This window comes from Marinobacter fuscus, from assembly GCF_003007675.1.
GTDB lineage: Bacteria > Pseudomonadota > Gammaproteobacteria > Pseudomonadales > Oleiphilaceae > Marinobacter > Marinobacter fuscus.
Window position 1 is genome coordinate 1 of sequence record NZ_PXNP01000015.1, and the last position, 23,729, is coordinate 23,729.

27 protein-coding genes are annotated in these 23,729 nt (G+C 59.0%); 14 read left to right on the top strand and 13 right to left on the bottom strand.

The genetic code is table 11. The features are described 5' to 3' along the window. Positions 1-61: 61 nt before the first annotated feature. Positions 62-826: an IS6-like element IS6100 family transposase gene (locus C7H09_RS04115; protein ID WP_001389365.1), complete on the top strand. Its 765-nt coding sequence runs from the start codon at positions 62-64 to the stop codon at positions 824-826. Positions 827-1,073: 247 nt separating this feature from the next. On the opposite strand, the gene C7H09_RS04130 is transcribed toward C7H09_RS04115, so the two are convergent. The 6 genes from C7H09_RS04130 to C7H09_RS04155 form a co-directional block, all read right to left on the bottom strand. Beyond that, positions 1,074-2,063, bottom strand: a complete 990-nt coding sequence (locus C7H09_RS04130; RefSeq protein ID WP_010792470.1) for a DUF3330 domain-containing protein — start codon at positions 2,061-2,063, stop codon at positions 1,074-1,076. After that, positions 2,060-2,296 (bottom strand): broad-spectrum mercury transporter MerE, encoded by a 237-nt coding sequence (merE, locus tag C7H09_RS04135; protein ID WP_003090697.1) that lies wholly within the window; start codon positions 2,294-2,296, stop codon positions 2,060-2,062. The genes C7H09_RS04130 and merE overlap by 4 nt, the downstream gene beginning before the upstream one ends. Next, positions 2,293-2,658, bottom strand: a complete 366-nt coding sequence (gene merD, locus C7H09_RS04140; protein ID WP_003090698.1) for a mercury resistance co-regulator MerD — start codon at positions 2,656-2,658, stop codon at positions 2,293-2,295. Before merD ends, merE begins: the two co-directional genes overlap by 4 nt. Before the next feature lie 17 nt (positions 2,659-2,675). After that, positions 2,676-4,361, bottom strand: a complete 1,686-nt coding sequence (gene merA, locus C7H09_RS04145; protein ID WP_003090700.1) for a mercury(II) reductase — start codon at positions 4,359-4,361, stop codon at positions 2,676-2,678. A 71-nt stretch (positions 4,362-4,432) separates the two neighbouring features. Then, positions 4,433-4,708 carry a mercury resistance system periplasmic binding protein MerP gene (gene merP / locus C7H09_RS04150; protein ID WP_000732290.1) on the bottom strand — a complete coding sequence of 92 codons (276 nt, stop codon included), beginning with the start codon at positions 4,706-4,708 and terminating at the stop codon, positions 4,433-4,435. A gap of 15 nt (positions 4,709-4,723) precedes the next feature. Continuing rightward, the gene (locus C7H09_RS04155) at positions 4,724-5,074 is read right to left on the bottom strand and encodes a mercuric transport protein MerT (RefSeq protein ID WP_001294666.1); all 351 of its coding nucleotides are present in this window, start codon (positions 5,072-5,074) and stop codon (positions 4,724-4,726) included. 71 nt (positions 5,075-5,145) lie between these two features. Here C7H09_RS04155 and C7H09_RS04160 point away from each other — a divergent pair, with 71 nt between their 5' ends. The 8 genes from C7H09_RS04160 to C7H09_RS04195 all read left to right on the top strand — a co-directional run bounded on the left by C7H09_RS04160 (position 5,146) and on the right by C7H09_RS04195 (position 12,981). After that, positions 5,146-5,580 (top strand): mercury resistance transcriptional regulator MerR, encoded by a 435-nt coding sequence (locus C7H09_RS04160; protein WP_000414383.1) that lies wholly within the window; start codon positions 5,146-5,148, stop codon positions 5,578-5,580. A gap of 66 nt (positions 5,581-5,646) precedes the next feature. Next, positions 5,647-7,365: a molybdopterin dinucleotide binding domain-containing protein gene (locus C7H09_RS04165; protein ID WP_206074262.1), complete on the top strand. Its 1,719-nt coding sequence runs from the start codon at positions 5,647-5,649 to the stop codon at positions 7,363-7,365. A gap of 12 nt (positions 7,366-7,377) precedes the next feature. Further along, entirely contained in the window at positions 7,378-8,358 is a 981-nt protein-coding gene (gene clrB / locus C7H09_RS04170; RefSeq protein WP_106761367.1) for a chlorate reductase subunit beta, read from the top strand. A gap of 14 nt (positions 8,359-8,372) precedes the next feature. Beyond that, positions 8,373-9,104 carry a molecular chaperone TorD family protein gene (locus tag C7H09_RS04175; protein ID WP_106761368.1) on the top strand — a complete coding sequence of 244 codons (732 nt, stop codon included), beginning with the start codon at positions 8,373-8,375 and terminating at the stop codon, positions 9,102-9,104. A gap of 20 nt (positions 9,105-9,124) precedes the next feature. Then, positions 9,125-9,910: an ethylbenzene dehydrogenase-related protein gene (locus C7H09_RS04180; RefSeq protein WP_106761369.1), complete on the top strand. Its 786-nt coding sequence runs from the start codon at positions 9,125-9,127 to the stop codon at positions 9,908-9,910. A 33-nt stretch (positions 9,911-9,943) separates the two neighbouring features. After that, a complete protein-coding gene (locus C7H09_RS04185; protein WP_106761370.1) occupies positions 9,944-11,050 on the top strand; it encodes a P-loop NTPase in 1,107 nt (368 codons plus the stop codon). Positions 11,051-11,101: 51 nt separating this feature from the next. After that, entirely contained in the window at positions 11,102-12,778 is a 1,677-nt protein-coding gene (locus C7H09_RS04190; RefSeq protein WP_106761371.1) for a WD40/YVTN/BNR-like repeat-containing protein, read from the top strand. Then, on the top strand, positions 12,778-12,981 hold the full coding sequence (locus C7H09_RS04195) for a hypothetical protein (RefSeq protein ID WP_106761372.1): 204 nt from the start codon (positions 12,778-12,780) through the stop codon (positions 12,979-12,981). Before C7H09_RS04190 ends, C7H09_RS04195 begins: the two co-directional genes overlap by 1 nt. 47 nt (positions 12,982-13,028) lie before the next feature. Here the strand turns inward: C7H09_RS04195 and C7H09_RS04200 are convergent, their stop codons facing one another. From C7H09_RS04200 to C7H09_RS04225, 6 genes are all read right to left on the bottom strand, one after another. Further along, positions 13,029-13,490 (bottom strand): FKBP-type peptidyl-prolyl cis-trans isomerase, encoded by a 462-nt coding sequence (locus C7H09_RS04200; protein WP_106761373.1) that lies wholly within the window; start codon positions 13,488-13,490, stop codon positions 13,029-13,031. Between the two features lie 202 nt (positions 13,491-13,692). Continuing rightward, entirely contained in the window at positions 13,693-14,259 is a 567-nt protein-coding gene (locus tag C7H09_RS04205) for a DUF1285 domain-containing protein (protein ID WP_106761374.1), read from the bottom strand. A 40-nt stretch (positions 14,260-14,299) separates the two neighbouring features. Next, positions 14,300-14,749 (bottom strand): SixA phosphatase family protein, encoded by a 450-nt coding sequence (locus C7H09_RS04210; protein ID WP_106761375.1) that lies wholly within the window; start codon positions 14,747-14,749, stop codon positions 14,300-14,302. A 37-nt stretch (positions 14,750-14,786) separates the two neighbouring features. Next, a complete protein-coding gene (locus tag C7H09_RS04215; protein WP_106761376.1) occupies positions 14,787-15,851 on the bottom strand; it encodes an NAD(P)H-dependent glycerol-3-phosphate dehydrogenase in 1,065 nt (354 codons plus the stop codon). Positions 15,852-15,898: 47 nt separating this feature from the next. Continuing rightward, positions 15,899-16,390, bottom strand: coding sequence for an STAS domain-containing protein (locus C7H09_RS04220; protein WP_106761377.1), 492 nt, complete (start codon positions 16,388-16,390; stop codon positions 15,899-15,901). 16 nt (positions 16,391-16,406) lie between these two features. After that, positions 16,407-17,615, bottom strand: a complete 1,209-nt coding sequence (locus C7H09_RS04225) for a PP2C family protein-serine/threonine phosphatase (RefSeq protein ID WP_106761378.1) — start codon at positions 17,613-17,615, stop codon at positions 16,407-16,409. Between the two features lie 112 nt (positions 17,616-17,727). Here C7H09_RS04225 and C7H09_RS04230 point away from each other — a divergent pair, with 112 nt between their 5' ends. Then, a complete protein-coding gene (locus C7H09_RS04230) occupies positions 17,728-19,239 on the top strand; it encodes an HD domain-containing protein (protein WP_106761379.1) in 1,512 nt (503 codons plus the stop codon). Here the strand turns inward: C7H09_RS04230 and C7H09_RS04235 are convergent. Further along, positions 19,209-20,225: an NAD(P)/FAD-dependent oxidoreductase gene (locus C7H09_RS04235; RefSeq protein WP_106761380.1), complete on the bottom strand. Its 1,017-nt coding sequence runs from the start codon at positions 20,223-20,225 to the stop codon at positions 19,209-19,211. The two genes, C7H09_RS04230 and C7H09_RS04235, sit on opposite strands and share 31 nt — an antisense overlap. Before the next feature lie 8 nt (positions 20,226-20,233). On the opposite strand from C7H09_RS04235, the gene C7H09_RS04240 reads away from it, so the two are divergent. The 4 genes from C7H09_RS04240 to C7H09_RS04255 are packed head-to-tail and all read left to right on the top strand — an operon-like array spanning position 20,234 to position 23,727. Then, a complete protein-coding gene (locus tag C7H09_RS04240; protein ID WP_106761381.1) occupies positions 20,234-21,190 on the top strand; it encodes an acyl-CoA desaturase in 957 nt (318 codons plus the stop codon). Continuing rightward, on the top strand, positions 21,187-21,657 hold the full coding sequence (locus C7H09_RS04245; protein WP_106761382.1) for a nuclear transport factor 2 family protein: 471 nt from the start codon (positions 21,187-21,189) through the stop codon (positions 21,655-21,657). Before C7H09_RS04240 ends, C7H09_RS04245 begins: the two co-directional genes overlap by 4 nt. After that, a complete protein-coding gene (locus C7H09_RS04250; protein ID WP_106761383.1) occupies positions 21,654-22,430 on the top strand; it encodes an SDR family NAD(P)-dependent oxidoreductase in 777 nt (258 codons plus the stop codon). The genes C7H09_RS04245 and C7H09_RS04250 overlap by 4 nt, the downstream gene beginning before the upstream one ends. A 31-nt stretch (positions 22,431-22,461) precedes the next feature. Then, entirely contained in the window at positions 22,462-23,727 is a 1,266-nt protein-coding gene (locus C7H09_RS04255; RefSeq protein ID WP_106761384.1) for an NAD(P)/FAD-dependent oxidoreductase, read from the top strand. The last annotated feature ends 2 nt before the right edge of the window (positions 23,728-23,729 follow it).

Sequence of the window (23,729 nt, forward strand, 5' to 3'; positions counted from 1 at the left end):
GGCTCTGTTGCAAAAATCGTGAAGCTTGAGCATGCTTGGCGGAGATTGGACGGACGGAACGATGACGGATTTCAAGTGGCGCCATTTCCAGGGTGATGTGATCCTGTGGGCGGTGCGCTGGTATTGTCGCTATCCGATCAGCTATCGCGACCTTGAGGAAATGCTGGCGGAACGCGGCATTTCGGTCGACCATACGACGATCTATCGCTGGGTCCAGTGCTACGCCCCGGAGATGGAGAAGCGGCTGCGCTGGTTCTGGCGGCGTGGCTTTGATCCGAGCTGGCGCCTGGATGAAACCTACGTCAAGGTGCGGGGCAAGTGGACCTACCTGTACCGGGCAGTCGACAAGCGGGGCGACACGATCGATTTCTACCTGTCGCCGACCCGCAGCGCCAAGGCAGCGAAGCGGTTCCTGGGCAAGGCCCTGCGAGGCCTGAAGCACTGGGAAAAGCCTGCCACGCTCAATACCGACAAAGCGCCGAGCTATGGTGCAGCGATCACCGAATTGAAGCGCGAAGGAAAGCTGGACCGGGAGACGGCCCACCGGCAGGTGAAGTATCTCAATAACGTGATCGAGGCCGATCACGGAAAGCTCAAGATACTGATCAAGCCGGTGCGCGGTTTCAAATCGATCCCCACGGCCTATGCCACGATCAAGGGATTCGAAGTCATGCGAGCCCTGCGCAAAGGACAGGCTCGCCCCTGGTGCCTGCAGCCCGGCATCAGGGGCGAGGTGCGCCTTGTGGAGAGAGCTTTTGGCATTGGGCCCTCGGCGCTGACGGAGGCCATGGGCATGCTCAACCACCATTTCGCAGCAGCCGCCTGATCGGCGCAGAGCGACAGCCTACCTCTGACTGCCGCCAATCTTTGCAACAGAGCCTCCGTCGCCATGCTCACCTCGCTTTGGTGCACACGAGTATTGAGCATAGTCGAGATTGGTGCAGATCACTTCTGATATTGAACTGTCAGGAGCTGGCTGCACAACAGCCATTACGCCCAATCAACTGGTGCAGTCGTCTTCTGAAAATGACAGTTGCTGGGTGGCTTCTCCTGACATCAGGATAGGGTATGCCTCAGTCTGACAGTGATGAGTCGCAGGCGTTCGGATCGGCATCGGTTTCGCTCCCGGTCTTGGCGCGCGCCTGGAAGCGCTGATAGCACTCCAGCCCGCAGAAGTGCTCGACGTATTCCGCGCCTTCCGGGGTGAAGGCGGCATCGAGCGGGATTTCCTTGCAGCACACGCAGCAACTGGTGGCAGTCGGATCATTTGCATTCATGGTGGCACCCCTCCATTGACTGACGAAGACGGCGAATGCCGCCGCCGGCATCGGCTTGGCGAACAGGAAGCCTTGTCCTGTGTCGCAGTCCGCTTGTCGCAACAAATCAAGACTCGCCGATGTTTCCACGCCTTCGGCCACTACTTCCATGCCAAGCCCATGCGCAAGCTGAATCACGGTGCGCACGATGGTCTGGTCGCGGTGGTCGTTGGCGAGTCCGGCGACAAACGATTGGTCGATCTTGAGCGTGCTGATGGGGCAGCATTTCAGGTGTTGCAGGCAGGAATAGCCGGTGCCGAAGTCGTCGGCGGCGAAGCGCACACCGATCTGTCGCAAAGCTTCCAGGGCGGGGAAGATCGCCGGATCACCGAACGCAACCGATTCGGTCAGCTCAATTTCAAGATACGCGGCGGGCAACCCGGCATCGGCCAGCACGCCCTTTACCCACTTGTCGAAATCTGGCCCCACTTGGCTCGCCGCAACATTGACGGCCAGCCGGAACGGTTGCCATGCCAGCACCCGCCAGTCGCGCATTTGACGGCAGGCTGCGCCCAGCACCCATGCGCCGATTTCCGGCATCAGGCCGGACGATTCGATCACGGGCAGGAACTGGCCCGGCGGCAACAGTCCGAGCGTCGGATGACGCCAGCGCAACAGGGCTTCCGCGCCGACAATCTGCTCACTGCGCAAATCGACAATCGGCTGGTAGTGCAGCTCAAGCTGCCCGCGCTCGACCGCCTGCGCCAGTTGCGCCACTGTCCATTCAATTGGCTGGGAAGCGCTCATGATCGACCTCTGAAGGCCCGCAGCAGCCGCGTCACAGACAGGACAAACAAGCCGGTCAGCGTGAGGGCTGCAATACCCCAGTGCTCGCCGATGAACGCGCCGGCCGTCGTGCCGGCCAGCACAATGGCGAGAATCGGCAAATGACAGGGACAGGTGAGCACCGCCAGCGCACCCCACAGGTAGCCGGTGAACGGCTTGTGTGTCTCGGTCGGCAAGCGCTCGGGGCTGTTCATGGCAGACTCTCCGCTTGCTGGGCCGGCGCGGTCGGCATCGCGGCCAACTGCACTTCCAGATCGGCCAACGCTTCGCGTCGGCGTTCGACGAACTGACTCAGCACGGCAAGCTGTGCGGCTGTTTCATCGCAGTCCGCCGCATCCAGCGCCCGGCACAACCGCGCCAATGCGTCCAGGCCGATGCCCGCCTCAAAAGCGGCCCGCACAAAGCACAGCCGCTGCAAGGCGGCGTCATCGAACAAGCCGTAGCCGCCCGTGGTGCAGGCGACTGGCCGCAGCAATCCGCGCAGCAGGTAGTCGCGCACGATATGCACGCTCACCCCGGCCTCAAGGGCCAGTCGGGACACTGTGTAGGCGTTCATCGAACACCTCCTTTTCCTTATCCGGCGCAGCAGGACAGTTGCTTCACGTCCTTGCTGAAGGTCTGCGCCGCGAGCTTCAAGCCCTCGACCATCGTTAGGTAGGGGAACAACTGGTCGGCTAGTTCCTGCACCGTCATGCGGTTGCGAATGGCGAGAACAGCCGTCTGGATCAGTTCGCCCGCTTCCGGGGCCACCACCTGTACGCCAATCAGCCGTCCGCTGCCTTCCTCGATGACCAGCTTGATGAAGCCGCGGGTATCGAAGTTGGCGAGCGCACGCGGCACGTTGTCGAGCGTCAGCGTGCGGCTGTCGGTTTCGATGCCATCGTGGTGCGCTTCCGCCTCGCTGTAGCCCACGGTCGCCACTTGCGGGTCGGTGAACACCACGGCCGGCATCGCGGTCAGATTGATGGCGGCGTCGCCGCCGGTCATGTTAATGGCCGCACGAGTGCCGGCCGCTGCCGCCACATAGACGAACTGCGGCTGGTCGGTGCAGTCGCCGGCCGCGTAGATGTTCGGGCTACTGGTGCGCATGCCCTTGTCGATGACGATGGCCCCCTGCGCATTGACGGCTACCCCCGCCGCTTCCAATGCCAGGCTGCGCGTGTTCGGTGTCCGGCCGGTGGCGACCAGCAGCTTGTCGGCGCGCACTTCGCCCTGTCCAGTGGTCAGCACGAATTCGCCGTCCACATGGGCGACTTGGCTGGCTTGCGTATGTTCCAGTACCTTGATTCCTTCGGCACGGAAGGCGGCTGTGACGGCCTCGCCGATGGCAGGGTCTTCGCGGAAGAACAGCGTGCTGCGCGCAAGGATCGTGACCTGGCTACCCAGCCGGGCGAAGGCTTGCGCCAGTTCCAGCGCCACCACCGACGAGCCGATGACGGCCAGGCGTTCGGGAATGGTGTCGCTGACCAAGGCCTCGGTCGAAGTCCAGTAGGGTGACTCTTTCAGGCCCGGAATCGGCGGCATGGCCGGACTGGCACCCGTGGCGACCAGGCAGCGGTCGAACATCACGACGCGCTCACCACCCTCGTTCAAACTAACGATAAGGCTCTGGTCGTCCTTGAAACGCGCTTCACCGTGCAGAACGGTGATGGCTGAATTGCCGTCCAGGATGCCTTCGTACTTGGCATGACGGAGTTCTTCGACACGGGCCTGCTGCTGGGCCAGCAGCCGCTCGCGCAAGATCGTCGGCGGTGTGGGTGGCATGCCGCCGTCGAATGGGCTTTCCCGGCGCAGATGGGCGATGTGGGCGGCGCGGATCATGATCTTGGACGGCACACAACCGACGTTGACGCAGGTGCCGCCGATGGTGCCGCGCTCAATCAGCGTGACCTGCGCGCCTTGCTCGACGGCCTTCAGTGCTGCCGCCATCGCGGCTCCACCGCTGCCGATCACGGCGACTTGCAACGGGCGCTCGCCGCCGCTGCCCTTGTCGGCGGCACCCATCCAGCCGCGCACCTTGTCGAACAGCCCAGTGCGGTTGTCGGTCGGCGGGGCATCGGCGAGCATCGCTTTGTAGCCCAGGCCAGCCACGGCGGCGGTCAGTGCGTCCGGCGCTGTGCCTGGATCAAGGGCGAGCTGGGCCGCGCCCTTGGCATAGGACACTATGGCAGATTGGACGCCGGGTACTTTTTCCAGCGCTTCCTTGACGTGCGCCGCGCACGAGTCGCAGGTCATGCCGGTGATTTTTAGATGGGTCATGCGACAGATCCTTTTTCGTTTGTGGTAGCAGACAAGGGCGTCAGATGTGCTGCGCTGCCGTTTTCAGTGCCTCACTTCTTGACGCTGGACGGATAGCCTGCGTCTTCGGTGGCCTTGGTCAGCTTCTGCACGCTGGTCTTGGCATCATCGAAGGTGACAACCGCTTCGCGTGTCTCGAAGGTCACGTTAACTTTGCTGACGCCTTCGACCTTGGAAATCGCCTTCTTGACGGTGATCGGACAAGCGGAGCAGGTCATGCCCGGTACGGACAGCGTGACGGTCTGGGTGGCGGCCCACACGGGGGCAACAACGGCAGCGATGGCGAGAGAGGCAAACAGTTTTTTCATGATGAACTCCTGTGATTAATAGAAAAATGGCATGACGTAGGGAAATCCGAGCGCGACCAGAACCAGCGCGGCCACGACCCAGAAAATGAGCTTGTAAGTAGCGCGCACTTGGGGAATCGCACACACATCCCCTGGTTTGCAGGCTTGCGCCGGTCGGTAGATGCGCCGCCAGGCGAAAAACAGCGCCACCAACGCCGCGCCGATGAAGATCGGGCGATAAGGTTCCAACACCGTCAAGTTGCCGATCCAAGCGCCGCTGAACCCCAGGGCGATCAGAACCAGCGGCCCCAGGCAGCAAGCCGAGGCGAGGATGGCGGCTAGCCCGCCAGTGAAGAGCGCCCCGCGCCCGTTTTGAGGTTCAGACATACGCTTGTCCTTTCAAATCTGGATTGGATAGCTTAAGCTTACTTCCGTACCAATGTACGGAGTCAAGCGATATTGAAAAAAATTTGGAGAATCTGACTATTGGCGTTTTCGCCAAGGCGGCCGGGGTCAACGTGGAAACAATCCGGTTCTATCAGCGCAAGGGCTTGTTGCCGGAGCCGGACAAGCCCTATGGCAGCATCCGCCGCTATGGCGAGGCGGATGTGACGCGGGTGCGCTTCGTGAAATCAGCCCAGCGGCTCGGATTCAGCCTCGACGAGATCGCAGAGCTGCTGAGGCTGGATGACGGCACCCACTGCGAGGAAGCCAGCAGCCTGGCCGAGCACAAGCTTCAGGACGTGCGCGAAAAAATGACCGACCTGGCGCGCATGGAAACCGTGCTATCCGAACTTGTGTTCGCCTGCCATGCGCGGCAAGGGAACGTTTCTTGCCCGCTGATTGCTTCGCTGCAAGGGGAGAAAGAGCCGCGTGGTGCCGACGCGGTGTAGCCGAGGGTAGTTACGCCTTAGCGTGCTTTATTTTCCGTTTTCTGAGACGACCCCAACAAGCAGGCGGTGAAAGCCAAAGGCTCCATGGGCAGCGACGACAAAGACCTAAAACTGGGCAGTGTCGATCCGGCTCTGGAAGGCCGGTTCGAGGTTAACGGCATCAAGGTGACCACGGTCTTCGAGCAGGTTAAAAAAGAAGCCGCCAAGTACACGCCGGAGAAAACCCAGAAGCAAACCGGCCTGCACCCGGATGTGGTGCGCCAGGAGGCAAGGCACATTGCCAATGCCCGCAAGGCCATCATCATGCTGGGCTACATCACCTCCAGTTACTCCAACTGCCTGTACACCGCCTGGGCCTACGCCCTCACCCTGGCCCTTACCGGCCACGGGGGCCGCACCGGCGGCCTGGACACCTCCTGGGTGGTCTGGAATCACCCTAAATGGACCGAGCTGTCGACCTTCGGCGGTAAAAAATCGGCCCGTTACGAAGCGGGCGGCCTTGGCGAAGTGCTGCGTGGAGGCATGATGGAAGGCATTCGCAATCACTTCGACAACAAGAAGCTCAAGGAGCGAGTCGGATTTGATATCGACGAGATGGAGGAAATGATCCAGGAGTCCATCGATGAAGGCTGGATGCCCTATTACGGCGAAATCAAAGGCATGATTGCGGTTGCGGATAACACCTTCCGCCGCAACAAGATGGCCGAAAAATATCGGGAAGAACACCTACGCCAGGCCAGCGAACTCTACGTCAACGTGAATGTGCGCATGGATTCCACCGCCGAGTGGGCGGACTACGTGTTACCGGCCGCCAGCCATTACGAAGCCTGGGATCTGCGTACCCAAGGTTACCACCGGTTCTGTAACGTGTTTACCGAATCGGTACCGCCGGTGGGTGAATCCAAGCCGGACTGGGACATCATGGCTCTGCTGACCAAGAAGATCCAGGAGCGGGCCATCGCCCGGGGCATTGGCCCGATTCAGGACGGCGACGTTACCCGCGACCTGCACACCATTCACGACGATTACACCAACAACGGCCAACTGATGACCGCACTGGATGCCACCCGGTACATCGTGGAGAACTCGCCGGAATTTGGTGGTGTGACGCTCGAGGATGCCGCTGAGCGGGGCTTTATCGTGCTGAACGAGCACGCCGGTACCAACCAGCCGCTGCAGAAAGACCAGCCCTACAACCCGTTCACCGCGCAGACCGACGGCAAGAAGCCCTATGAGACGCTGACCGGGCGCATCACGTTCTATGTGGATCACCCGAGATTCGTCAAGCTGAAGTCTACGGTGCCCACCGCCAGATTGTATGCGGGCCCCGAAGCCTCCAATTACCCGCTGCACTTCTACTCCCCCCATACCCGCTGGGGTATTCACTCCAACTGGCGCAGCAACAAATACATGCTCAGGCTCCAGCGGGGTGAGCCGAATATCTACATCAACCCGAAACTGGCGGAACAGCGGGGCATCAAAGATGGCGACCGGGTGAGGCTGTTCAATGGCAACGGCGCGTTTTTCGCCCAGGCCAAGCTGTACCCGAGCATTCCGGCAGACTCGATCATGATGGAGCACGGCTGGGAGCCACACCAGTACATCCACCGGCGCCCGATGAACAACAGCCACGTGACCTTGCTGCAGCCGTTAGAGCTGGTTGGCGGCTGGGGGCACCTGAAGTTCATCTACGCCAAGTGGAACGCCAACCAGGTGATTCACGAAAGCAGCTACGACATCGCCCTGGCCAAGCCGGAAGAAATTGCAGACCCGAGGACCATTTAATAGGAGAGCGTCATGACTGTTAAACGCCAGCTGAGCATGGTCCTGGATCTCAACAAATGTATTGGATGCCAGACCTGCACCACCGCCTGCAAACTGATGTGGACCAATCGCAACGGCCGCGAGTTCATGTACTGGAACAACGTAGAAACCCAGCCCGGCAAAGGCTACCCACGGGATTATCAGAACATGGGAGGTGGTTTTGATGAAGCGGGAGCTCTGCGTGCAGGTCGCCAGCCGAGCCAGGAGGATTACGGCATTCCCTGGGAATACAACTACGAAGAAGCGTTGATGACCGGCACCGACCCCTGGCTGCGCCCCAACGTAAAGCCTACCTGGGGTGCCAACTGGGATGAAGACCAGGGCGAAGGCGATTACCCGAACAGCTATTACTTTTACCTTCCAAGGCTCTGTAACCACTGCGCCAACCCGGGTTGCCTGGCCGCCTGCAGCCGCAACGCCATCTACAAGCGCCAGGAAGACGGCATTGTGCTGATCGACCAGGAGCGGTGTCGAGGCTACCGCTACTGCGTAAACGCCTGCCCCTACAAGAAGGTGTACTTCAACGAGCAGATTTCAAAATCCGAGAAGTGCATCTTCTGCTATCCCCGCATCGAAAAAGGCCTGCCCACCGCCTGCGCCCAGCAATGTGTCGGGCGTATCCGCTGGATCGGCTACCGGGACGACACCGAAGGCCCGATTCACATGCTGGTGGAAAAGTACAAGGTGGCGTTGCCACTGCATCCGGAATGGGGCACTCAGCCCAATGTCTTCTATGTACCGCCGCTGTCACCGCCCAAATATGGCCCTGATGGTGAAATGCTGGACGAATCCCGCATTCCGCTGGAATACCTGGAAAGCCTGTTCGGAGATGGTGTCGCGGCAGCGCTGGACACCATCCGCACCGAGCGTCAGGCCAAGGCGGACGGCAAAGGCAGTGAGCTGATGGACACCCTAATCGGCTACAACCACGCCGAAATGTTCAAACTGAGCTGAGCAGAGGATCTTCAATGTTCGCCACAGAACCCACCGACATCGCCAGTGCCCGGGGTGCTCTGTTCCGCACCGCCGCCGCATTGCTGGATTACCCCCTGCCGGAAACCCGCCAGGTACTGGTGGATGGCCGCGCCCTCGGTGCAATGGCCGAAGCGTTGCACCTGCTCGGAATGTCGGCACCGACCGGTAGCCCAGCCCGTCCGTCAGACGCCAGCCTGGAAGCCCTGCAGGTCGGCTACACCAACACCTTCCTGTCCGGTCGCAAAGGCAAGCCCCAGGTGCCGCTGATTGCCAGTGCCTACAAGCACCTGATGGCAGGCTCGGCGCAGGGCAGCTTTCTGCTGAACATTCAGGCCTTCTACAAGCACTTTGGTCTGAAGGCCGCCGAGCAGGACGAGGGCCATGTGGAGGAGCCGGATCATCTGGTGGCCATGCTGGAATTCTGCGCCCTGCTCTGCCACCTGGAAGAGAGCGCCTGTGACCGCGGGAGTGATCCGGCGCCCTATCAGCGGGCCCAGAGAGATTTTCTGTCACGCTATCTTACCCCGCTGGCGTCGGCCATACGTGACCGATACCAGCATCTCGATAGCGCGGAACTTGAGCCGACACTGGCCTGGCTGGTGCGTAATCTGCCCGAATGGTGCATGAACCAACAACAGCAGCTGGAGGCCGTGCTGGCGGCATCAGACGCTCACAACGAGCGACTGATACCGGCTCAATCGGTACCCCAGGGGCTCTGGGATTAACGTTCAACGAGGGACGAGCCATGAAGCGATCTTTCCCCACCACCACCTTTGCCGTTCTGGGACTGATGATGAGCGTCGCCGGTACGGCTGCGGCGGATCACTCAGAACGCAACCCAAACGTAACCGAAGTCAATCCCGGCGATACCGTCAAGGTCGCCCGAATACCGGACAACATCTATCTGCGCACCCAGGACGACCCAGACGATCTTATCTGGGATCGCCTGCCGGTGTACCGCACCGGCCTGACCACCGCCCCTCCAGTGCACCCGTCAGTGATGCTGAGATTCGACCCTACGGATATGGAAGCCAAGCATCTGTACTTTCAGGTGGCCAAATCCAAAGATCGCTTTTACATCCGCCTGCGCTGGAAAGACGCCAGTGAAGACCGCAGCACCACCGTCGACCAGTTCCGCGACGGCGTAGCGGTGCAGTACGCCATCGCTGGCCCGGAAACCAGTTATATGATGGGTTCGGGGCCGGATAATCCGGTGAATATCTGGTACTGGCGCTCCGACCAGGAGCAAATTGAAAACCTGGCCGCTGGCGGCTTTGGCAGCACGACCCACCTGCCCGAGCAAACAGTCACCGGTGCCAGCGAATACTTCCCGGAAGAGATCGCCCAGGACAGCGAGTGGCACGTGGTCATGTCGCGCTTAATCGATGAGGACGGCGAACATCAAGTCGATTTGTCCCGCGATACCATTCCCGTGGTCTTCGCGCTCTGGGAAGGTCACCACAATGAACGGGACGGAAACAAGAAAGTCACCCATAACTGGATTATGCTGGATAACAGCGACAGCCAATAATAAAAACACAACACAGCAACGGGAAGAGACCAGATGGCCGTATCTCAGTTTAACCCGGGTGAGCGGGATCCACTGGCCCTGAGGCCGGAAGACTGCAATCGGGGGCACGCCTGCCAGTTCTGCCCCCGAGAAGGCGAGTGCCAGCTCGATAAGGCATTCCATGAGAAATCCCTGCTGGAAAAGCGCCTGGCCGACATTGGCCAGGTGGTTCTGGTGATGGCGAACAAAGGCGGTGTTGGCAAAAGCACCGTCACAGCCAACCTGGCCATTGCCATGAGCCAGAAAGGGTTTCGTGTAGGGGTGGCCGATGCGGATATTCACGGCCCCAACCAGAGCCGCTTGTTCAACCTGGTTGGCCGGAAGGTCAAACTTGGAGCCAATGGTCTGGAGGCTCCCGGCTGCTTTGGTGGCGCCCTGCCGGAGCCGGTAAAGGTCGCCTCCCTGGCGTTTCTGATGCAAAGCGACGACACACCCATTGTCTGGCGCGACGCCTACAAGCACGACTTCATTCATCACCTGATTGGCAGTTTTGACTGGGGCCCGCTGGACTTCCTGTTTGTCGACATGCCTCCGGGCACCGGCAATGAACTGATCACCCTGGCCGACTTGCTCGAAGGCCATCCAACTGCGGGCGTGCTCACCACCACGCCCCAGGACATCGCCCTGATGGACAGCCTCAAGGCGTTCCGCTTTTGTGAAGAGCGGCAATTGCCGCTGATTGGCGTGATTGAAAATATGGCGGGTGTCACCTGCCCCAACTGCGCTACAGAGTTTCACTTGTTTCCGAATGCCCCGCTGGAAAAGGTTTTGCAAGAGCTGGACTTGCCCTCTATCGCCAAAATCCCCTTCTCGCCGGCATTGGCGGTAGCCTCGGACTCGGGCCAACCGGTGGCGCTGGAAGCACCGGAGAGCCGCGAAGCCAGAGCCTTCGCCGAGGCTGCCGGGGCATGCCTGGCGTATGCACGGGCTGCACAACTGGAAGCTGGGAAGCAGGAGCTGAACCACCTTGCCGAGGCCAGCGTTGCAGATATGCTCGCCAATCCCGGGCTCTTGCCTGAGCAATTCCGTAACGGCCCAGAGGCCGACGCCCTGAACGAGCTGTTAAAAGCCGAGCAACAACGCCTGAGAAATCAGGGCTGATTCTTCAATACACAAGCCATTCCGCACCCTCTTTCCTTTTGGAGCCTGACTATGTCCTCAACTGCAGACCTGAGCCGTCGTTCGTTCTTCGGTCGCCTGGCCGGACGGTTTGACCCGGCCGCACCGGATGCCGCCCACTGGTATCAGGTACCCGAGGTGTCTGGCGGCGACGGCGATGTCTTCTGGACAGGCTGGAGCGGCCAAGGCGAGGTGTTCGTGGCTGGCGACAACGGGCGTATGGTGCACCTCTCTGTGCGCGGCGACCATGCCAGCGAGGGCTGGACGCCCATGGCGCTACCTGTAACCACGCCCATTCATGGGCTCTGGGGGCGAAGCGCAAGCGACCTGCACGCCGTGGGTTGGATGGGGAGTATTCTCCACTACGATGGCCAGGCCTGGTCACTGGTACAGGGCGCCGTGATCGACCATGAGCGACAACAGTACCAGGCTACCGCCGAAAACACGCCGTTATTTGCCATTGATGGCCAGGATAGCGGACAAGCCTGGGCAGTGGGTGATGAAGGCCGGATTCTGCACTTCGATGGTCGGCAGTGGCGCCCTGAAAGCTCCGGAGTGTTTGATAACCTCAGAGCGGTGGCTTGCGCCAGTGATGGCAGAGTCTACGCCGCTGGCCTTGGCGGTTGTGTTCTGGAACGAACCATCGAAGGCCAATGGCTGCCTCTGGAGTGCCCCTATCAATGCGGTTTTCAGGCCGTGCTGTCGCTCGCCGACGGCGAATTGTTGCTAGCCGGTGGCCGCTACTTTGTGGATAAAGGCGGGTTCCGCGGCGAACTGGTGCACTATGCGAACGGACAATTTCAGGTGCTCCATCCTGACTTGGATATGCCGAGATTGCGCGCACTCAAGCACTACAAAGCTGGCGTTTTGATCGTTGCCGACCGCGGGCACCTGTACTACCTGAACGACTGCAAAATCACCCGCCTGGCCTGCGACAGCCAGCATGATCTAATGGACGTGATTCCCCTGCCGTCGGATGAAGCCATCGTGGTGGGGGATTTCGGCACGGTGATGACCGCCTCACCCGGGTTTGTCCGCGCCCTCGCCGAAGACGCACGCAACCACAACGCCAATGCCAGCCGCTGGCAGGTCATGGATTCCCCAAGCCGACATCAGCTCTGGTGCGTCTGGCAAGACGCTCAAGGCACCACCTGGGCTGGTGGCGAAGCTGGCACGGTTCTGCGGCTTGAAGGCGACCGGTGGCAGGCACTGCCAGCCATTCCCGATGGCCTGGCCGTACATTGCCTGTGGGGCTGTGACGGTGCCGGGCTGTTTGCCGGAGGGCAACAGGGCCGCATTTACCGATTCGACGGCAAGGCCTGGCAACGGCATTTTGACCTGCATCTGGATCTCACCATTCTGGCCATGTGGGGGGCGGGCCCGGAGTGTATCTATGCCGTGGGTGATGAAGGGCTGATTCTGCATTTTGACGGACTGCGCTGGCAGCGGGTCACCAGTGGCACCCAGTCGGCGCTGTACGACATCTGGGCCTACGATGCCGAGACCTGCTGGTGGTCGGCGATTTCGGCCTGGTGCTGCGCTACAACGGGCGCGACTGGAAATCCTTCAACGCCAACAGCGAGCAGTTTCTGTACGGTGTCTGGGGGCACGCCCTGGATAATATCTGGGTGGTTGGGCTCTCTGGCACCGCAACCCACTTTGATGGCAGCCGCTGGGCAGCCGTACCCACTCGACTCAGAGACGATCTGATGGCCATCGATGGCCTGCCCAACGGAGAATTGATTGCGGTTGGCACCCGAGGCTGCGCGGCGATATTGAGAGATGGCCAATGGCAGGCCGAATCCACATCGGTGTCTGTCGGGTTAAGAGATGTCTGCGTTGGCTATGACGGTGCAGTTTACGCAGTGGGTGATCAGGGCACGATTGTGCGGCGCCATTCACCCCGGGCCTGAACGAAAAACGGCTCCCGAAGGAGCCGTTTCAGCAACACTGAGAACGCTTAGTGCACGTGGCCGTGCTCTTGTTCTTCGTCGGTTGCTTCGCGAGCTTCTACCACTTCAACATCGAAGTGCAGAGTCTGGCCAGCCAGCGGATGGTTGGCGTCGATGGTGACGGTCTCGTCACTCACTTCAACCACGCGAACCACCTGGGGGCCGCCCGGTGTCTGGGCCTGGAACTGCATACCTGGCTCAATGGTATCAACGCCTTCAAAAGCAGAGCGCGGAACCGGCTGAACCAGTTCTTCGTTAACTTCGCCATAGCCTTCTGCTGGCTCTACAGAAACTTTGACCTGATCGCCAGCGTTCTTCTCGGTCAGCGCACTTTCCAGTCCGCCGATGATGTTTTGTGCACCTTCCAGGTACGACAGCGGCTCACGGCCTTCTACACGGGAGGAATCGAGCTGCTCTCCCTGGTCGTTAGTGAGCGTGTAATGGATGGTGACAACACGAGGTTGGGCCATGTGATCTCCTTGCGTGTCCGCAATGACAGTGTATTTAGGTTGTAGGCAATCGAAAGTGATCGTGAACAGCCGGACTGTACAGAGGGACTAACGACCACCGGGCCTCGTTAGAGAGCCAGGCTCGATAACAAGTCTGAGAACGCAGTTTAACAAGTGACAGACTGCGTTATCTACCTTGTTGTTTGGGTCGAAGGCAGGCTTTTCAACCGCTCGGCCCGATTTCCCAGAATTTTTTGTGACTGGTTACGCCATACACCCGTGTGCCCGCCAGTTCCCTCTCTTCCGCCAGGTCGGCCAGATCATAAAAAGCCGAGGTGACCAATCGGGCCTCAACACCGTGACGAACCTGAATAACCGGCCGAGGTTCTCCGGTTTGCTCATAGCTGCCAACTTCCAGCGGGTGTTCCGGCCCCACTTCCAGAGTTTCACCGGCATTGGTGATCACTGAGACAACCTGTTGCTCGCCCTCGCCGCTGACCGTCAGACCGTGGGCCAGCAATGGCGTGTCTTCCACCCGGATTCGCCACTTCTCCACCGGTGTGACCAGGTAATAGTGCCCGTCCTCTTCGCGCCGGAGAATGGTGGTAAAGAGCCGGACGGTGGCTTCCCGGGCAATGGGCTCACCCTGATACATCCACTGGCCATCCCGGGTGATGGTCAAGTCCATATCGCCAGACAATTCCGGATGCCACTGGTCGAGCGGAGGCAGGCCTTTAGCTGTCTGCTCACTGGCCACCGCGCTGGCAATCGTCTCGGGTGTCGGGGTCATAGTGTCTCCGTGTGTGTTCAGTTCTTCGCTAACTCGACTATCAAGGCAAAAACTGCGCTTTCAGGTCTGCACAACCCGGGCCCACCACTGGCATATCCAGCAATACGGCCTGCGAGGTCATGAAGGGAATACCCTGCCGGTGCCCGTCCACCAGCAGGGTCGAGAGGCTGCCCACCAAAGGCATGTGAGAGACAATCAACAACGGCGAAAGCTCATTGTCCAGAAGCGCATCCAGGCACTTGCCGGGGTCATCGTCAGGGGTAATGAACGGCTTCTCGATGATGGGGCAATTCAACACTTCGGCCACAATGGCGGCAGTCTGCCGCGCCCGGATGTAGGGGCTGCTCCAGATCGCTGCTGGCCGCCAGGGGGAACCGGCAATCTGGGCGGCCACGTCGGCGACGCCATGGCGCCCCACTTCCGTCAGTTCACGCTGCTGATCCAGGGTATGCCATCCCGCCTCACCATGACGCATGATCATCAGATGCACAATTTCCCCCTTCGGCTAGTGGCCGGCGTATGTTCGATTACGACTGGCTGATGGTTCTTGGCAGAATAAACTCCACATCGGAGTTCTGCACCGCCATCATCAGGCTGTTGATTACGGCATTGATCGATGCATTGTTGTACAGGATTTCGTAAAGCCCCCGCACCAGTGGCATATAAATACCGATCGCCTCGGATTTCTCGCGCACCAGTTTCAGGGTATAGATGCCTTCGGCTACCTGCCCCAGCTCCTTAACGGCTTCGTCCAGCTTTTTACCTTTGCCCAGGGCATAGCCTACCCGGAAGTTCCGGCTTTTGCTGGAGGTGCAGGTTGCAATCAGGTCGCCAACGCCCGCCAGCCCCATAAAGGTCATCGGGTTGGCGCCAAGGCTGACCGCAAACCGGCTCATTTCCGCCAGCCCGCGGGTAATCAGCATGGCGCGGGCGTTTTCGCCCATGTCCATGGCCGAGGCGAGGCCCGCGACAATGGCGTAGATGTTTTTTAAAGCCCCTGCCAATTCAACACCATAAACATCAACGTTGGCGTAAACTCTCAGGTATTCACAGCCCAGCAGATCCTGCACTGCCCGGCGTACTTCCGGATCTTTGGCGGCAATGACCGTGGCCGTCAGTTCCCGGTTAACGATTTCACCCGCCAGGTTGGGCCCGCTCAGGACACCAGACCGGCAGCGGGGAAGCTCCTCCAGCAGAATTTCGCTCATCAGCTTGAAACCCTGCTCTTCAATGCCTTTGGTCAGACTGACGACAATCTGGCCATCCCGAAACTCGGTACTGTGCTCCCGGATAACCGTGCGGAACGCTTTAGAAGGAATAGCGACCAGAACGATTTCAGCCTGACGAACGGCTTCTGCCAGATCGGTGGTCGGGCGAATGTCGCCCTGCAGAACGATGTCCGGCATGTAACGCCGGTTGATCTTGGTGCTTCGGATTTCCTCGGCCTGGGCCTCATCTCGCATCCAGAAATGAACAATGTGGCCGTTTTCGCCAAGCACTTTGGCCATGGCGGTACCAAAGCTGCCACCACCAAGGACGGCTACCTCTCGGGAATTCGCCTCTTCATTAGCCGGCGTCTGGTCCTCGGGCATAGTCTTTCCATTCTGTTGTATCGGTATTTGGTCGGCGAACCTTCCGCTCAGCCGGTTTCGTCGCACTCAAGAGCCTTCACCAGGTTCTTGAACTCTTCCCTGTTCTTGCTGTTCATCCCCATCAGAACCTTATGGGCATCCAGCACCTTGTCCCGAACCTGCTGCTCACTCGCCTTGAGTACCGGAATTTCTTCCAGTTCTTCAATCCGGGACGCCGGTTCGCGGACAATGATAAAAATTTTATCAAAGCCCATGGAGGTGATGATGCGGGTAATATCAGGGTTGGTAGAGATCAGGGTCGGCAGGAAGTGACTCCGCTTGTGGGCGGCCATGGCGATTTTCGCCAGCAATCCGAGGGTGGTGCTATCGACAATGTCGGTCTCGGTAAGATCAATCACAACGGTCTTGAAATGCGGATCATTGGTGATCGATTCAACCAGATTATCCAGCGTCGAACATAGGTTCAGCCGGATTTCCCCAATAAATTTAAGGACATATATTCCCTGCTGTTCTGCTTGCAGGATTTTGTAACCAGCCATTTTATTCACACTGCTACTAAGTCGACGACTTGTGATCTGACCCGTTAAATGTATCGGTAACCGATACAATGGCGATATCGTCAGGCAGCTCCGGTAAATTGGCAAGCCCCAGAGCCTCGCTCAGCGATGCGATAGTGTGACTACCTCCCGAAACGAGTTCAAGTAGTCTGTTCTCCTTTTCGTCCAGCGATTTCGCTGGAATCACTTCCAGTATACCGTCGGAGAACATCAATAACCGGAAGGGCCCCTCAAGTTTAACCTGATAAACCTCCCACTCCGGGGTGTCGAAAAGGCCAACCGGAAGCCCGCTTCCCTCCAGAAACCGGGTCGGCCCATTGTCAAAGGACAGGATCGGCATCGGAAAGTGGGCGCCCACCGCATAAGTTAATGTACGCTCCGAGTGGGAAATGATGCCAACAAACACGGTAACATGCTTGCCCAGGCCGGTATCCAGCAGTTCGGTGTTGATTCGTTCAAGAAAGCGCTCCGGATACAGGATGTCATCGCTGGATTGACGTTTCAGATTGCGTTGCAGGCGGTTGGTCAGGTTTTTCAGCAGCACCGTGACAAAGGCCGAACTGGCCCCATGGCCCGACACATCAGCGATGTAAACCAGCGATTTGTCGTCGCTGAGCGGAAAATAGTCGAGAAAATCCCCACTCAGGTACAGCGACGGCTTGATCAGATAATCCACCTGTAGCCCGGGCAAGGTGAGGTCGTGTTCCGGCAACATCTTCAGTTGCACCTTGCGCCCGGCGTTCTGGTCGGCACGCAGCTCGGCAATTCCGGCCCGCAAATCCCGGTTGGCTTCCTCAAGCTCCTGCCGGTAACGCTGGTTCAGCCGGGTCACTCTCACCCGGTCAAAGAGCTTGTCGATAACGTCATCAATGGCTTTGCGATCGTCGTTACAAGGTTTCAGCAACACGTCTGCGGCACCGGCCCTCATGGCCCTGACCACATCAGCACTGGACGCACCGCTGGTGCATGCGACAATCGGGCAAAAATTTTCAGCGCCGTCGAGCCGCTCAGCTAACGAGTGAATGGCCTCAGGGGCAAGATCCACAAAAATGACATCCGGGGCGTCTTCCTCAAACAGCTCCCGCGCCGCATTAACACCCGCCGCGCCCGTCACGTAGAAGCCCCGGGTCTCAAGGTAACGGGACAGATCTGTCCGGGCCTTTTCATCCGCGTCGATAATCAGAATGCGCTCGGTGCGCGAGGTCATGTGGATTGCCCTAAGCTAGCAGTGGTAAAGAAAAAAGCCTGCATAAGGCCTATTTTGGCATGAGGCTGTGATATAACAAGGCTGTGATCACCAATTTGGGAGATTTATAACCATGCGACGTGCCGTTAACGATTTACTCGGCGCCTACGACAAGCTCATCATGGATCCGGTGCACGGTGGCATACCACTCTACCGGCACGAAATTCAGGTTATCGATCACCCGCTGTTCCAGCGCCTTCGCAATATCTGCCAGAACGATATTCTCAGTCTGGTATTCCCCGGCGCCACCCATTCCCGTTTTCTGCACAGTATCGGGGTGATGCACGTAGGCACCCGGATGTTCCGGGCCATGATTGATGCGTACCTGCGCGAACGCCAGCTCAGTGAACAGACCGACCTCAGCCTCAATCAGTTGGATGCCATCGATTATCTGGCCAAGACTATTCGGCTGGGCTGCCTGTTACACGACAGCGGCCATTCCAGTTTCTCACACCAGTTCACCCAGGCTCGGAAAATCCGCCAGCTGATGTCCCGCCCCGGCCGGTTCCGGGATCTTTGGGATGGTGTCGACTTTACCGTATACCACCCCTGTGAGCCGGAAGAGCTTGAGCACGAGCACTACTCTGTGCGGGTTGCCCACGAAGTCCTTGCTGCGGTAGATCTGGAGAGTGCCGGGTTGGCGGCCGTGGATGTAATCGGCATTATGGAAACCACCCAGGTTACGCCCAGCGACACCTTCTGTAGCCACGCCCGCACCTTCTGGGAATTTATTGCCGGCGAGGACGCCAGCTCCGGGGCGATTCCGGAACAAGACATTCCACAACTGGTTCTGGGGTTGCTTTCGTCCATTGTTTCGGGCGAAATCGATGCCGACCGGGCCGACTACATGCTGCGGGACGGTTTCCATAGCTCAGTGACCATCGGTGGTTTCAATCTCGACCACCTGCTGAGCAACCTGCGCTTTGGCTGGGATGTCTCCGAGCCCTGGATGGGCCTGGCCATTACCCCAAAAGGTCTTGGGGCACTGGAAGATTTCGTGTACAGCCGATACCAGATGTACCGCAAGGTGTACGCCCACAAAACCGCTCTGGGTTTCGACTGGCTGTTACGGGAAGCCATTAACGAAGTCCTGGAAGACCCGGAGAACTTTGCCTGGATTGACACCTGCCTGAGTAACATGATCTGGTTTGCCGAGCTCACGGATAACTTTTTCTGGGAAGCCTTCCGGAAGGTCGCCCGCAATAAACCGGACAGCGACTCCTTCTGCATTGTTAACCGGGTCAAACTGAACCACCTGGACACACGGGAGAACCTGAGCAGCGATGACATCCGGAAACACCAGCAATGGCTGGCCGAACAACTGGGCATTCAGGCGAACGATGTGGTGACTTGCTCCATGCGGGCACGGTTTTCCAACATTCAGGATAATTTCAATGGCATCAAGGTGCTGGTGAAAGCACCGATAACCCGGCAGCGCAGTTTGAAAAAGATCACTGAGGTGAGTGCCTTCTTCTCGAAATTTGGCGATGGCACCATCACCCACTTTTACCGCAGGCCGGGCGCCACCCAGAGTGAGTGGCGCCCGGCCCGATCTCAATCGCGATCGATGCATTCGACCAGTTGACGGGCGCTGTCCCAGGCGCCCTCTACCCTGCCGCCAGCCAGCCAGTCACCTGCAAGCCCAACGCCCGTCGAATCGTCATAGAGATACCCCGGGCAATCAGTGGCTTCCGAGCGAGCGTACAGCCACCGGTGGGTAACACTCTCGATAGGCTCAACCTGGTGGCCGGTCAATGCCTGGAACTCCGCCACCAAAGCGTCAGAAACCTGATCTACCGGGGTTTCCAGGTGGTTATTTGTCCACTCAGGCGTGGCGTGTAATACCCACCACTGGCCTTTACCATCACGCCCCGGCTTGGAGGAATTATTCGCAAGCCAGAACAGCGTGTCGGAATGTGGCCGGGCGCCCTGGTAGGCAAAATCGACGGCCGAAGGAAAGTGCGCCGCCACCGCCCAGCACGGCAGAATACCTTCTACGTGAGGCACAAGGCGCTCAGCCAACTGCGCCATGCCACTGTTGTGGAGCAGTTCACTGGCCTGGGCTGGCGGCGCGGTAATCACAACCCGGTCAAAATCCCGGTAGACATTGCCTTCGGTATCCTCAAGGCGCCACCGTTCGCCATCCCGTTGCAGCCGATGAATCCTTACATTGGCCTCCAACTCAACGTGGGCAGACAGCGCACGGGTGACGGCCGTCATTCGCGGTGTGCCCACATAGCGAGGCTCCTCCGGGAACGGCTGCCAGCCCTCGGCATTCGACTGAAAGCCCAACCGGGCGCCCCAGGGGGCAAACGTCGTGTCCCCGGCTTTTTCGCTCAAAAACGCCAGAAACCCCGGATGGCGGGCGGTAAAATACTGTGCACCGATATCCGCGGAGCCATCAGTCACCCGCTTGGCCGCCAGCCGACCACCTGGGCCACGGCTTTTTTCAAAGACCCTGACACTATGGCCGGATTCGCCAAGCAAAATAGCCGCAGTCAGGCCCGCCAGCCCTGAACCGATTACGGCAACCCGGCGTATTGATGTGTTGTCTGAGGTTACTTCTTGCATGGTAGTTTATGACCCGAGTAAATAGTTGGTTAACGAACATTCTGAGGTGGTTCGATTCCGAGGCAGGAACAGATCACCTCGACACCACATCGCGCTCTTTTAATTGGGTGCGAGTGCTGCCATTTATTGCCCTGCATGCAGCCTGCTTGCTGGTAATCGACACCGGCGCCAGCACCTTTGCAGTGCTCTTTGCGCTCGGCTTCTTTCTGGTGCGCATGTTTGCGATCACAGGCTTCTACCACCGATATTTCTCTCACAAAACGTTTAAAACAAGCCGACCGGCACAGTTTATCTTTGCGGTTCTGGGCGCCAGTGCGGCGCAACGTGGCCCGCTCTGGTGGGCAGCCCACCATCGTCATCACCACCAGCACTCGGATAATGAAGAAGACTTGCACTCGCCCCACCAGGGCGGTTTCTGGTGGTCTCACGTTGGCTGGTTTACCTGCGACGCCGGTTTTGCCATGAACGAGAAGCGTGTGCGCGACTGGCTGAAGTTTCCGGAGCTCCGGTTACTCAATCGTTTCGACTCTGCCATCCCCGCGCTCGCCGCGGTCTGCATCTACGCTCTGGGCGAAGCCCTGGCTGCCTGGGCTCCGGGCTTGCATACCAACGGGCTTCAGCTACTGGTGTGGGGCTTCTTTATTTCAACCGTTGTCCTGTTTCACGCGACTGTCTCCATTAACTCGCTCTCCCATGTCTGGGGCCGACGCCGTTTTGAAACCAGCGACGACTCCCGCAATAATTTCTGGCTGGCTCTGATCACCCTCGGTGAAGGTTGGCACAACAACCACCACCGCTGGCCTCTGTCGGTTCGGCAAGGCTTTCGCTGGTACGAAATCGACATCACCTGGTACGGGCTATGGCTGATGTCCAAGCTCGGCATTATCTGGGATCTGAACCCGATTCCCGCCAAGGTACTTGAAGAAACCCGGGAACTGGATAACCAAAGGAGGAACCGGTCATGAAGACGCCTGCCTCTGCAATTGAAGTCGGAGCTGCCGATTCAGGCCTGTCTGTGGCGCTTGAAAAGTTTCAGAGCCTGTTTAACGAGCTGGATCAGGGTAACCTTGCCAAGCTCCAGCAAGTGTACAGTGAAGATATTGTATTTCAGGATCCATTCGGTGAAGTGCGAGGTCTGGATGATCTCACCGAATACATGGCCGCCGCCTACAAGAACGTGAACACCTGCAAGTTCCGTTTCACCATGCCGGTGATTCAGGATTGTTGGTGCTCCCTGCCCTGGGTAATGGAGCTTTCTCACAAGCGGATTCGCGGCGGCAAAATCGTTTTGGTGAACGGCATCAGCCACCTGGAAATTCGCGATGGCAAGGTTCGGTATCACCGCGACTACTTTGATGCCGGGCAACTGCTCTACGAGAACCTGCCGATCGTCGGGGGCGTGATCCGCTGGGTGAAGGAAAAAGCCGGATGAGCGGCCTGCTTGCAAGCCCCCGCAACATCTGGCTGACCGGTGCAACGTCTGGTATCGGCGAGGCGCTGTGCCAGAAACTGTTGCAGCAAAACCATCGACTGATCGTAACTGGCCGCCGGAAAGAGCACCTGGAGGTGCTTGCCGGACAGCACCCCGAGAAGGTACATCCGGCACCGGCCGACACCACAAGCACCGAGCAACTGGCTGGCATTCGGAGTGATTTGGGGCACTTCGGCGGTCTGGACATGGTGATACTGAATGCCGGTATCTGCGAATATCTGGAGGTGCGGGAATACGACAGCCGGGTGATTGAACGCAACCTGAATACCAACCTGCTGGGTGCCGCCCGCTGCCTCGACATCGCTTTGCCTGCGTTGCGCGCCACTCGAGCGGCTGGCAAGCCCGCGACGCTGGTGATTGTCAGCTCTTCCGCCTGGTGGTTTCCCTTCGGCCGGGCCGAGGGTTATGGCGCCTCCAAGGCCGCCCTCAGCTATTTTGCACATGCGTTGAGGGCCGATCTTGCTGCCGAGGGCATCCAGGTAGTGGTGGTCTCTCCCGGATTTGTAAAAACGCCCCTGACTGCCCGGAACGATTTCCCCATGCCCTTTATGGTCAGCGCGGAAGACGCCGCCGACCGGATCGTGACCGGGCTGGATCGGGGCCGCAACGAAATCGCCTTTCCACGGCGCTTCACCTGGACGCTGAAGCTTCTGAGTGCCTTACCCCAGCCACTGATCGACCGGATGGCCGCCGCCATGGCCCGCAAATCATGACTATTAACGTTGACCCAAGGAAGCCCTTTGCATGAATCAGGATCGTCAGCGCATTGCTGTGATTGGCGCCGGAGTTTCCGGCCTGACCGCCGCCTGGCTGCTTGCCGAAAATCACGATGTACAGGTGTTTGAGGCTGGCGATTACGCTGGCGGGCACACCAATACCGAACAGGTGCCACTCGGTGGCCGCACCTGGCCGGTTAACACCGGTTTTATCGTGTACAACGACTGGACGTACCCCAACTTTATCAAATTGATGGATCGGCTGGGGGTCGCGTCTGAAGTTAGCGACATGAGCTTTAGCGTGGATTGTCAGGCCAGCGGGTTGCATTACAACGGCACCAGCCTGAACACTCTGTTTGCCCAGCGCAAAAACGTGCTGAACCTGAACTTTCTGCGAATGATCCGGGAAATTCTCCGGTTCAACAAAGAAACCCGCGCCGACCTGGCGGCAGGCCGTATTTCCGATTCCGAAACCCTCGGCGCCTACCTGAACCGTCATGGCTACAGCCGGTATTTTCGAAACTACTACATTGTGCCCATGGGGGCCGCGATCTGGTCTGCGCCGGAAATTGTGCTGGAACAGTTCCCGATCCGTTTTTTCCTCCAGTTCTTCAACAACCATGGCATGCTCTCGGTGGATGACCGACCGACCTGGCGGGTCATCTCCGGGGGCTCAGCCACCTATGTCGACCGCATGATGGATCGCCTTGGCGACTGTACCCACCTGAACAGCCCGGTCAGCCTGGTAGTGCGGGACGACAACGGCGTGACTGTGCACAGTAACGGGCAAACGCACCGGTTCGATCAGGTGGTGTTTGCCTGCCACAGTGATCAGGCGCTGGCGATGCTCGAATCCCCCACCGACGAAGAACGGGCGATTCTGGGAGCCATCGAATACCAGAAGAACGATGTGGTGTTGCATACCGACAGCCAGGTGTTGCCCTCGAACCGCCGCGCCTGGGCCGCATGGAATTACCGGATTCCCGAGCACAGCACCCAGCCGGTGTCGGTTACCTACAACATGAACATCCTGCAGAATTTTGATGATGCGCCGGAGACCTTCTGCGTAACGCTAAATCGCAGCCACGACATCGACCCTGGCGCAGTCATCAAGCGGTTTGACTACAACCACCCGGTATTTACCCTGGAGGCCGTGGCCGCCCAGGATCGGTACGACGAAATTGGCAACCGTAACCGCAGCCATTTCTGTGGTGCCTATTGGTTTAACGGCTTTCACGAAGACGGCGTTCGCAGCGCCCTTCGAGTAACCCGGGCGTTTGGTACAGGACTCTGACT